Annotated in this window: 9 protein-coding genes; 4 read left to right on the top strand and 5 right to left on the bottom strand. The window is 35.7% G+C overall.

The window, feature by feature from the left end:
* Together ACFE0M_RS09790 and rlmB are read left to right on the top strand one after the other, a co-directional pair.
* A partial coding sequence (locus tag ACFE0M_RS09790; protein ID WP_434545574.1) for a hypothetical protein occupies positions 1–192 on the top strand: 192 nt, incomplete at its 5' end.
* A 246-nt stretch (positions 193–438) separates the two neighbouring features.
* Complete coding sequence (gene rlmB, locus ACFE0M_RS09785; protein ID WP_434545573.1) at positions 439–1212, top strand: 23S rRNA (guanosine(2251)-2'-O)-methyltransferase RlmB; 774 nt, start codon at positions 439–441, stop codon at positions 1210–1212.
* A gap of 239 nt (positions 1213–1451) precedes the next feature.
* Here rlmB and ACFE0M_RS09780 read toward each other — a convergent pair whose 3' ends face one another.
* Positions 1452–2588: a DUF6340 family protein gene (locus tag ACFE0M_RS09780; RefSeq protein WP_434545572.1), complete on the bottom strand. Its 1137-nt coding sequence runs from the start codon at positions 2586–2588 to the stop codon at positions 1452–1454.
* A 72-nt stretch (positions 2589–2660) separates the two neighbouring features.
* Here ACFE0M_RS09780 and ACFE0M_RS09775 point away from each other — a divergent pair, with 72 nt between their 5' ends.
* Positions 2661–3560, top strand: a complete 900-nt coding sequence (locus ACFE0M_RS09775; RefSeq protein ID WP_434545571.1) for a 1-aminocyclopropane-1-carboxylate deaminase/D-cysteine desulfhydrase — start codon at positions 2661–2663, stop codon at positions 3558–3560.
* Positions 3561–3602: 42 nt separating this feature from the next.
* Here the strand turns inward: ACFE0M_RS09775 and ACFE0M_RS09770 are convergent, their stop codons facing one another.
* The 3 genes from ACFE0M_RS09770 to ACFE0M_RS09760 all read right to left on the bottom strand — a co-directional run bounded on the left by ACFE0M_RS09770 (position 3603) and on the right by ACFE0M_RS09760 (position 6722).
* A complete protein-coding gene (locus tag ACFE0M_RS09770; protein ID WP_434545570.1) occupies positions 3603–3986 on the bottom strand; it encodes a hypothetical protein in 384 nt (127 codons plus the stop codon).
* A 554-nt stretch (positions 3987–4540) separates the two neighbouring features.
* Positions 4541–5728, bottom strand: coding sequence for a THUMP-like domain-containing protein (locus ACFE0M_RS09765; RefSeq protein ID WP_434545569.1), 1188 nt, complete (start codon positions 5726–5728; stop codon positions 4541–4543).
* Complete coding sequence (locus tag ACFE0M_RS09760; protein ID WP_434545568.1) at positions 5712–6722, bottom strand: aspartate-semialdehyde dehydrogenase; 1011 nt, start codon at positions 6720–6722, stop codon at positions 5712–5714. Before ACFE0M_RS09760 ends, ACFE0M_RS09765 begins: the two co-directional genes overlap by 17 nt.
* Positions 6723–6823: 101 nt before the next feature.
* Here ACFE0M_RS09760 and ACFE0M_RS09755 point away from each other — a divergent pair, with 101 nt between their 5' ends.
* On the top strand, positions 6824–10498 hold the full coding sequence (locus tag ACFE0M_RS09755) for a lamin tail domain-containing protein (protein WP_434545567.1): 3675 nt from the start codon (positions 6824–6826) through the stop codon (positions 10496–10498).
* A 249-nt stretch (positions 10499–10747) separates the two neighbouring features.
* Here the strand turns inward: ACFE0M_RS09755 and ACFE0M_RS09750 are convergent, their stop codons facing one another.
* Positions 10748–11326, bottom strand: coding sequence for a hypothetical protein (locus ACFE0M_RS09750; RefSeq protein ID WP_434545566.1), 579 nt, complete (start codon positions 11324–11326; stop codon positions 10748–10750).
* Positions 11327–11454: the final 128 nt, after the last annotated feature.

Here is an 11454-nt window from a genome sequence, read left to right as displayed (position 1 = left end):
GTGCAATCTCTTTTGTCCGATATACAAAACTGTTATCTCACACAAAATGCTATTCCTACCCTTTCCTTGTTTTTTGCCAAATTTATCTATTATTTCGTTGCTGGTAAACTGAATCAAACATACGAGATCACAAAAGAAAATAACCTTGGTTATTTTTTAGAAACGAGATTTCTTATTTTAGGTAATAGTTAAGGAATATAAAAATATGTGAAATGTTAACTTACTGATATTGCAGGTTTCAACTTTAAAGATAGACAACTGATCCAATTTTATATTTATATAAAATCTATTGTTTTCTTTTGTCTCATGTGTGGTAAGAAAATGCTGACATTAAGTATTATTGGTGGTTATTTTATTTACCATGTTTATTTTAAAAGACCTATATTATTAGCTTTTCACGTTTTAGATTAAGAATTTTGCAATTTAATATTCAAGAATATGGCAGCATTTAACAAAAGACCAAAACTCAACGATAAAGACTATATTTTCGGCACTCGTGCTGTCATTGAAGCAATTCATGCCGGCAAGGAAATGGATAATATATATATTGACAAAGAGGTTCGAAATGAATTGGTAAGTGAGCTGATGGATTTATGTAAGGAACAAAAAGTACCTTTCACCAAAGTTCCAATAGAGAAATTAAATCGCATCACCATGAAAAATCATCAAGGGGTGATTGCGATGGTTTCGGCTGTGAGTTATGCCTCATTGGACAACGTAATTAATGAAGCTTACGCCAAAGGCAAAGATCCTTTGATTTTGATTTTAGACAGAATTACCGATGTTCGAAATTTTGGTGCTATAGCTCGATCTGCTGAATGTGCTGGTGTGGATGCCATTGTGATTCCATTTAAAGGCAGTGCACAAATCAATTCCGATGCAGTTAAAACATCTGCTGGCGCATTACATTACATTCCGATTTGTCGAGAAAATAGTTTAAAGACTACGGTAGAGTATTTACAGAAAAGTGGTTTACAGGTAGTGGCCTGTACGGAAAAAGGGACTGACCTGATTTATGATACACCAATGAAACAACCTTTGGCTATCATTTTGGGGTCAGAAGAAGATGGGATTAGCAATGATTTAATCAGAACAGCAGATTTTCTAGCCAAAATTCCCATGACCGGAAAGATTGCCTCTCTAAATGTTTCCATTTCTTGTGCGATCGCCATTTTCGAAGCCGTCCGACAACGTAGTGTAATTAGCAATTAATAATTGGGTAATTAGTAATTATTCAGACATTTCTATCAAATTCTATTAGTCTAACCTGACCAGTATTAGCGTCTCGCTAAGACCTAATGGAATACTTCCGATTTACAATGAAATTACTTTGAATTTTTAGGTCTATTTATTTATAATTTAAATCAAACCTATTTGTCTTGAATGTCTTAGCGAGATGCTAAGACTAGGGGAGAGAAGTGAGTACTTAATTATTAATTCGTAATTACGAATTAGTTATCTTTCATTTTGATTTTAATGGTAGGCTTATCTTGTTTGTCTCCAGTGTTGTTTTTATTATTACTTTCAGAATTTGGTTCAGGTAAGCGTAATTGCTCATCCAATATTTCTTCGGTAATCATTCTATTATTGATTTGGCTGGCATAACTCCTACCTTTTTTCTCGCCATAATCAACATAAGAACGCCCTGCCCATTCATGAGCCAAAAACAAATCACCTAAAATCTCATAACCCACAGCAATGTTATAAGCCATTCTTCCACTTGCTTTGCTATCAGAAGTATTTCTTAAACCAGTTTTCCAAGTTTCAATAGCAGATTCCCATTGATTTACACTTGCTTCTCTTGCTCCTTTGCTTAAATAAACATTCTTTTTTGGCTTTGCATAATAGCTTCTTGAAATTCGGACAGGCATGGGGGCAATTTTGCCAGCATAAGTATTGCCAACAGATTGAGCCAAGTATTTAGTGGCTTGTGACTTGCTAACTAATTGAGCCAATGCCTCCTTTAAGCTAGTTGCAGAAGCCTCCCAAGTTTTATTTTGTGTATAAATATCTTGATCAATTACCGTTCTGTTTTTAGCATCATATAAACGGACGCCTATCCTGGTATTACCCACACCCTCTGCAAAAAACTCTGTATATTCTTCTTCTACTTTATTGCCGTCAGCATCTTCAACAGTCCTGGTGTTTTTCCTTTTTCCGTTTGTAATGATGAAATTGCTATCAAATATTTCAATGGCCAATAAAGCATCTGTATTGTATTTCCTTGTAAGTTGATCTACTTGTCTCCAATCTAAAGGGTCTGGAAAGGATCCTAAGATATTTTGTCCTCTTAATTTTTCTGATGCCAATACCACATCAAAGCGAGGAGAAACCCTTAAGCTATTCTGCAGACTTGAAAACATCGCCATCACACCATCTTGATCTTCATTAATTCCTTCTCCAGTAATAATACCTTCAATCACACCAATTGCATCCCTATCGTAGGCAGTTCTATCCACTAATGCAATGGATTGGATTTCATTGGGAATAGTAATATCAGCTGGTCGTAGGGTATTGATAGAAACCGATTTCATACAAGATGTGAAACCAATACTTAATAGGATAAAAAAAATGAAATACTTCCTCATAAGAATAAATTATATTTCAACAAATTCTCGTTGAACAGAATAAATTTAGTCAAATCCCCATAAATTAGCTGTATGTCTGTCAAAAAATTCTTTTCGCCCGAAGATGTACCCATTCAAAGGGTTCAGTTTGCAGGATTGATATTTGATATCCTTCGCTTGGATAAAATTCATTCTGGGGCATCCGGAAACAAGTTTTTTAAACTCAAGTATAATTTTTTAGAGGCAGAAAAAAAGGGCTATAAAAAAGTTCTGACTTTTGGGGGTGCATTTTCTAATCACATAGTGGCAACTGCTATTTCAGCTAAAGCCTGTGGTTTTAAATCAATAGCTATAATTCGCGGAGAAGAGGTAATTAATCCTACTCTCAATTTAGCTAAAAAACATGGAATGGAACTGCATTTTATAGATAGGGCGGAATATAGAAATCAAGACCATCCTGATTCCATATCCGAAATCCAGACTCGTTTTCAAAATCCTTACATAATTCCTGAAGGGGGAACAAATAGAAAGGCCATTTTAGGAACTGCCGAAATTCATGATTTTATTCCAAAGCATTATAATTTGATAAGCGCTTGTTTCGGGACGGGAGGAACTTTGGCAGGATTAATAAATGGTAAAGCTAATCATCAGAAAATTTTAGGCGTATCTGTTCTAAAAGGGGACTGGGTAAAAGATGAGTTGAAAAGCATAGTTGGGAAGGAAACAAATAATTGGGAACTGTCTTCACAATATCATTTTGGAGGCTATGCCAAATGGAAACCAGAATTGATAGACTTTATAAAAGAGTTTTATGAAAAGACAGCTGTGCCACTAGACCCTATTTATACAGGCAAAATGATGTATGGATTAATGATGGAATGGAAAAAAGACAATATCTCATCTGATGATCATATTTTAGCAGTCCATTCTGGTGGATTACAGGGGATAGTGGGTTTTAATGAAAGGTTTGGGTTTGATTTGGATGATAAATAGGTGGCTCGAGCATATTCCCGAGCCCTATTTCTAATGACTTAATTATGAGTCAAGCCATTTTAATGCCTCCTCCTTGTTGTTAAAATTTTTCTTGGGCATTCCACTTTCATTAGATACGCTGTTTAATTGCATCACGGCTACATTTTCATCATGTAATTCTGCCACTTTTTTCACCCCTGCTTTTATTATTTTTTCCTGTGCTTTGGAGTGTACATCTCTTACATCTCCTGGATGTATCGTCATTTCAGTAGCATCTGTTAACAATGTGAACCCTTCTGAAAGTTTGTTGATGGCTTCGTCCCAATCCTGCAGATAAGCAGGAATATCCTCCTTATTTCTCCAAAAGCCATTGATTTTTAAAAAAGCCCTATTGTTGGTTAAATCTAACTTTAAAGAATATTGCTTGTTTTCCGCAATTGTAATCATATTAAAAAATTTGTTTGATTCAAATATCCGATAATTACCTATTTTTGTTTAGGCATAAATGCCTTTTTCGATAACCATTAGATTTAACCGGATAAGTAATTGTATTATATTAACTTCTTTTTGTTTTGCTTTGGGATGCTCCTTTTTTTGGGTTATATCAAGCCATGGTGGGTGCTGTGGTGGAATGATGCACCCAATAGACTTAAGGTGCTGAAGTATTATGGAATTCCTTTTTTGTTGGTGCTAGTTTTAAAATTATTATTGTAATCCCAACGACTGGTTGATTTTTTCTCCTTCGGTCTGACGGTTATGCTTTGTCTCTATATTGATGCTATATCAATTAATCTGCATATCCTGTTCATTGTGCTGAAACCGTCTGACCGATTGGATACCATTTCTACTCAAACATATAAGGCCGTTCCTACGGAACTTTTGTGCATGCTATTGATGTCTTAGTTACCATAAGCTCGTCCCTCTAGGAATTGGAAAGTTTTTAAATTACCGAATAATCTATCTACTACTCAAAAAGCTACCGCAAGCTTCCCAGGTCTTGCTTATTTCGCCTTTTCACATATCAACAATGCTTTCTCTTCTCCTTTCAAAGTGGTAGCAAAAAGATAATGCTCACCCCCATCCTTCAAACCCAACTTCTTCTTCAATTGTGCAATAGGCATAGGAAAATTTCGGCTAGCTAAATTGGCTTTCATTTCAGGTAAATATTTTTTCAGCTCCTTTTTTTGCACTGGTATCTGATTTTCTATTTTGAAAACCCTGCCCGGAAAATCTTTTTTAATTTCATGGCAAGTAAATAGATGAGTATTAGGATGAAGCTTCGAAAGTTGAAATTTTTGAGCTAATTGTTTGAATAACCCTGCTTTCATCATAACTGGAGAAGGTTCGTATAAAAAATGTTGAGGTATTCCGATCTTGATGGAGCTTTCCTCTTCTTTTAGTTTATCTCCGTTAAATGAGAAAATAGGCTTTCCTTCATCCGATAATTGAACCGCATGAATTTCTGGGTATTCAACCGCCTCTTTACTTAAAATGTATATTAATTCCTTTACTTCTCCTTGCCATTCTATAATGTAAACAGCTTTTACTTTATTATCCAATTCAGCTATAGCTCGGCTAATATCCTGCATAGGTGCAGCTTTCACCAAGATATTCTGTGCTTTTTCGAAAAGAAGTGGCAAAAGCTCTACTAAATTAGGACTGCAGTCCTCCCATAAAAAGACCTTTTGATTGCGATCTCCCCTTCTTGCAGGATCAAGGTAAATCCAGTCTAATGGTTTTTTGATAGAATTAAAAAACGCTTCAGATTGAGAATGGTGAATGTTTATATTTCTATTCAGCACTTTGAAATTATATAGAGCCAATTCACATAACTCCTTTTGTTGTTCTACATAATGACTTTCTGAGAAATTTTGAGAGAGGTAATAAGTATCAATTCCGAAACCACCCGTTAAATCCGCAAAACTTGTACCTGAGATTAAACTGGATTTGAATTTTGCTGTTGCCTCAGAACTGCATTGCTCCAAAGAAAGCTTGGACGGAAACCAAACTTTTTCAGCATACCATTCAGGTAATTTAATTTTTGCTTTTTGCCGGGATGCGATTTGCGAGGCAAGCTCTTTTAAAGGTAAATCAGGAAATTTTTTTTGCTTTAAAACCAATTGAGCAGGATTATCCTGCTCATGGTCTTTTATAAATTTCCAATATTCTTCTTTAACGCTCAATTCCATAAGGATGAACTAAGCTGTGCTCAATCATATATTCTGCAATCTGTACGGCATTGGTAGCGGCTCCTTTTCTCAAGTTATCAGCCACTATCCACATATTTAAAGTGTTAGCTGCAGATTCATCTCTTCTGATCCTACCTACAAACACTTCATCTTTTCCGTGTGCATTTAATGGTAATGGATAAACATTATTTTTTGGATCATCCTGTAAAACGACCCCTAGAGTATTGGATAGAATTTCTTTTACTTCTACTACATCAAAATCTTTCTCAAAAGTAACATTCACTGATTCGGAATGTCCGCCCATTACCGGCAAACGGACACAAGTTGCTGAAAGTCCAATGGAATTATCACTAAAGATTTTCTTGGTTTCATTCACCATTTTCATTTCCTCTTTGGTGTAATCATTTTCCAAAAACACATCTATATGAGGCAATGCATTCATATCTATTGGGTGAGGATAAACTTTCTCACCTTCTTTTCCGGCCCTTTCATCCATTAATTGGTCAACAGCTGCTTTTCCGGTTCCCGTTACCGATTGATAAGTAGAAACTACAATGCGCTGCATTTTATATCTTTTATGCAAAGGAGCCAAAGCCATGACCATCTGGATTGTAGAACAATTTGGATTGGCAATTATACGGTGGTCAATTTTCAATTCATGACCGTTGATTTCTGGCACTATCAATTTGATGCGGTCGTTCATTCTCCAAGCTGAGCTATTGTCAATAACTACAGTTCCTATTTCTTCAAATTTTGGAGCCCATTCCAATGAAGTTGACCCTCCAGCAGAAAATAAAGCTAAATCCGGTTTGGCTTCCACGGCTTCTTCCAAAGTGATCACGGTATATTCCTTACCCTTAAAGCTCATTTTCTTGCCCGCAGAACGAGCAGAAGCGACTAAAAGTAATTCATCAAATTGGACATTTCTTTCGTCCAAAACTTTTAACATTTCACCACCCACTAAGCCAGTGGCGCCTACGACAGCTATTTTCATTTTCACAAATATTTATACTTTTGTAATTTGCAGTATTAATCCCTGCTTTATTATTTAATCGCAAAAATAGCATATTTGATACAGAACCAAACCAAAACCTCATGATAAAAAAACTACTGATCCTGAGTATTTTATTTTGCTGTTCATTTTTTTCACTGGATGCACAACTAATTCAAGATGATTTTTCGGATGGTGATTTTAACCAAAATCCAGTATGGAGTGGAGATATTAATGATTTTATAGTAAACGATAAGCTTCAATTACAGCTTAATTTTGAGGACGAAACTTTACGGCCTGCCTATTTAGTAACGGAAGCGGAAAACGGAAATTTGGATGAAAAGGAATGGAGATTTGATGTCAGCTTGGATTTCAGTCCTTCCAATTCCAATAAAGTCGAAATTTATCTAGTCAGTACCACTGCTGCTTTGCTGGATTTTGAGAATGATGGAAGCATTCAAGAAGGCTACTATTTGGAAATTGGAGAAAATGGAAGTGATGATGGTATCAGTCTATTTTATAGAATTGGAGATAACAAAACATTAATCGCTAGAGGAGGTGATGGAGATTTCGCATCGGCATTTGATGTTCGCATTAAGGTCAGAAGAGATGCAGAAGCGAATTGGGAAATTGCAGTTGATCCCAATAAAGGTGAAAATTTCACTACTATCGCCGCTGGAAATGAGGCCAGCTTAAATGAAACAGGATATGCGGGTTTTATCTGTTATTTTACTTCCAGCCGAAGCACTAGCTTTTATTTTGATAATGTTTATTTGGGGGATTATGTTTTTGATACTATTCCTCCGCAGATTTTGGAATATGAAATTTTAAGTGAAAATGAAATTCAATTATTGTTTTCAGAAGAGATCACCGAATCATCAGCCACGAATATCAATAATTATATATTAAGCCCTGATGAAATCTCACCTGTGACCATTCAGCAAAATGAGGATACTGTTTGGTTGCGTTTTGAAAAGGATTTTGAAAGTGGGTTAGATTACACTTTAGAAATTGAAAATATAAGTGATTTAGAAGGAAATTTATCTGAAAGAGAGACCATCGTATTTTTCTACTTTGAAGTGGAGGAAGCAGAAATAGGAGATGTTATTATCACTGAATTTTTCCCCGATCCAACGCCTGTTTTAGGTTTGCCTGATGAGGAATTCGTTGAAATTTATAATCGTTCTGATAAATTCATCAATTTAGAAGACTGGAAGATTTCAGATAATACTTCCTCTTCGGGAACGCTACCTTCTTATATTTTATATCCGGGAGAATATCTGATTTTGGCACCCTCATCAGCTGAAGAAAGCTATGCGGAATTTGGTGAAGTTCTTGTTCCCTCTTCATGGCGAGCTTTAAATAATAGAGCAGATAGTGTGACCATCAAAAATCCTGAAGGTATTCAGATGGATGGATTAGGATATGATTTAAGTTGGTATCAAGATGAAGAAAAGTCAGAAGGAGGTTATTCCATTGAAATTATCAATCCAAATTTGCCTTGTTTTGACCAAAATAATTGGCAGGCTTCAAAAGCTAATGCTGGTGGTACTCCTGGAATTGAAAATAGTATTTTGAACTTAGATTTTACAGGTAATACTCCTGAGATTACTTCATTCAAAGCTATTTCCCCTACTCAATTGGAAATCCAGTTTGACAAAAGCATGAATTTAAATTCTTTATTAAATGCAGAATATTCTATCATACCTGAGATAGAAATCACAGTAGAGGAAGGGGCTGATAATTCTGTAAAATTAAATTTGGCAAATGAATTAGTGAACGAGATTTCCTATGAAATCACCATTAATGAAGTAGAGGATTGCAATGGAAATATTTCTCAGAATCTAACTTCAAGCATTTTATATGATATCATTCCGCCACATTTAGATTCTCTATTATTTCTATCAGATTCTATTTTGCTTTTGACTTTTGATGAGCCTTTAGATACAACAAGAGCCGAGAATATTGAAAATTATGATTTATCTCCTCAAATAAATTTGCATGAAGCCCAGCTATGGAGTGAAAACCAAGTGGTTTTGATTTGGGAAAATGATTGGATAGCTGGTTTTCCATACACTTTGACAATTGATGGGCTATCAGATTTGTCTCAAAACTCTATAGTGGATTTCCAGCAGCAATTCATATTGACCAGTCCTGCCAAGCCTACTTTTAACGACCTAATCATTACAGAAATTATGGCCAATCCTAATGAAGACCAAGAGCTGCCCAACCGCCAATATGTAGAAATTTACAATCCTACTGAGCAATTACTTTCACTCACCGATGTGAAATTTATGGATGAGCGAGATACCGTTAGTTTAGACTTGAATTATATAGAAGCAGGTGAATATTTGTTGTTGGCTCCTAGTTCTGCCGTAGAAGATTTAAATTCCTATGCCAGGGTGATTGGTTTAAGCCCTTGGCCCAATCTCAACAATAGAGGTGATGATTTACAACTTATCACGGATGAGACCATTATCAACCAAGCTTTTTATCGAGACAGCTGGTACAAAGAAAATTTCAAATATGATGAAGGCGGATGGTCATTGGAAATGATTGATGTCAGAAACCCGTGCTTGGGAATTTCAAATTGGAGAGCATCAATTGCCGATGTACAAGGAACTCCCGGAGCTGAAAATTCGGTTTCTGAAGAAAATATTGACCGGAGCGGGCCTGAATTGGATAAAGCTTTTGCTCCAAACTCAACTGAAGTGAATGCCTATTTTAATGAGGTAATCGACATTACCCAAATCCGAAGAAATCAATTTAAGATTAGTCCGGAAATAAGAATTGAAAGTGTGGAAATGCTGGGCTTAAGTTCAGTAAAAATAAATTTAGCAGAGGAATTGAAAGAAAAGGTTCGCTATAGTTTAAATGCCAATAATTTGACTGATTGTGTAGGGAACATTATCAATTCACAAGCTAATCAAGTAAATTTTGCTTTAGCAGAATCCCCACAACAAGGTGATGTAGTTTTAAATGAAGTGCTCTACGACCAAAAATCAAGAGGAGCAGATTTTATTGAATTGCTCAATATTTCGGATAAATATATTAATCTGAGGGGGTGGACTGTTGAAGGCAATAGCGATGAAAATGTAATTATAGAGAATGAAAATGTCATCCTAGGGCCAGGGCAATATTTGGCCTTAACTTCCGATAAGGCAAGCACTATTAAAGATAGTCCTATTTCTCATGAAGAAGAAAATATAATAGAGGTCAATCTGCCAACTTTGACTAATGGAGAAGGCATTGTAAGAGTAGTTTCAGCCAATCAGGAATTAGAGGAATTTTTCAAATATTCAGATGATTTGCATTTGCCATTTCTAAGAACGGTGGATGGGGTTTCATTAGAAAGAATCCATCCTGAAGCACCTATAATGGAAGCAGATTCTTGGAGCTCTGCTACTTCGGCAGTTGGTTTTGCCACCCCAGGTAAAGCCAATTCCCAGTTGACCAATGAAAATATAAGCTATGGCAAAATAGAAGCCAATCCAAAAACATTTTCACATAATCAGCCGGGTAGAAATTTCACCTTAATCAATTACCAATTGGAAGATGCAGGCACCAAAGCCACTGTAAAAATATTTGATATGAAAGGTACGATTGTGAACACTCTAGCGAATAATGAAACGCTCAGCAATACTGGCTTTTTTCGCTGGGATGGAGTAGATTTTAATGGCAGGAAAGTAAGAACGGGTTATTATATTATTTACTTTGAACTTTTCACAGCGGAAGGAAATAAAAGAGTAGTGAAGGAACGAGTGGCTGTGGGGTTTTAGACCCCTCTGTCCTTCGGACATCTCCCCTAAAACAGGGGAGAAGCTGGTTTGTGCTAAATATTAGCAATATGCTTAATCGAATTCTTTACTTACTAAACTAAATATAGGATTAAGAGAGTGAAATAAAACACAACAATTTGCTCGAAGCTGTTCCCCTCCTTACGAAAAGGAGGGGTGTCCGAATGACGGGGTGGTTGTAAAAAACCTGCAATGGAATTACGATATAATTAGGTTCTTAGTCGCAATTATTTAATCCACCACCTCACTCTCAATAGAAAATCGCACCTCATCTTTCATGGCCATTTTTTGCCTGCCATAGATTTTGTAGGAGTCTAAAACACTATAATCTTCAGATTTCTTGAAGTTGATTTCAAAATTTCTTTCGGAAACATAAAGTGCATTATTTTCATGATAACGCGCTTCAAGTTTTATGACTGCACTGTCGTTATCAAAAAAGACATATAAATATTCTATGCCCAAAGAAGGCTTTTCAGTGGTGTATCTCCAGATTTTCCCGTCACTTGTTTGCTCCTCGGTGGCTTCATAAGCATCATATAAAGTAGGCTTATTGATGTCTGCCAATTTGAAAACTTCCAGTTCATTTTTCCAACCTAAGGAATCAAATTCTATAGTGTCTTTCTCCTTTTTGCCATCTACTTGAATGGACTTTTCAATTTTGGGCTGAAGTTTAGTCAGTAATTTCGACTGTTTGTCAATTAAGGCATCCACATCATAATATTCATTGATGGGTTTTTCCCTTACTGCAGTTTCGCAAGCACAAAAGGAAATTACTATAATCGCAAAAAGAATACTGTTGAGTTTTGTCATAGTTTAGCTAATATAAGTCAGTAAACCTGTCAGGTTTTAAAATTAAAAGAATGTAGAAAAGACCATCATTAATACTCTTTAAACTGAAAGAAACCTGACAGGTTTTATCCAACTAATTTAATTTATAA

Source organism: Marivirga sp. (assembly GCF_051117495.1).
GTDB lineage: Bacteria > Bacteroidota > Bacteroidia > Cytophagales > Cyclobacteriaceae > Marivirga.
This window is presented reverse-complemented; position numbering and strand designations above follow the sequence as displayed.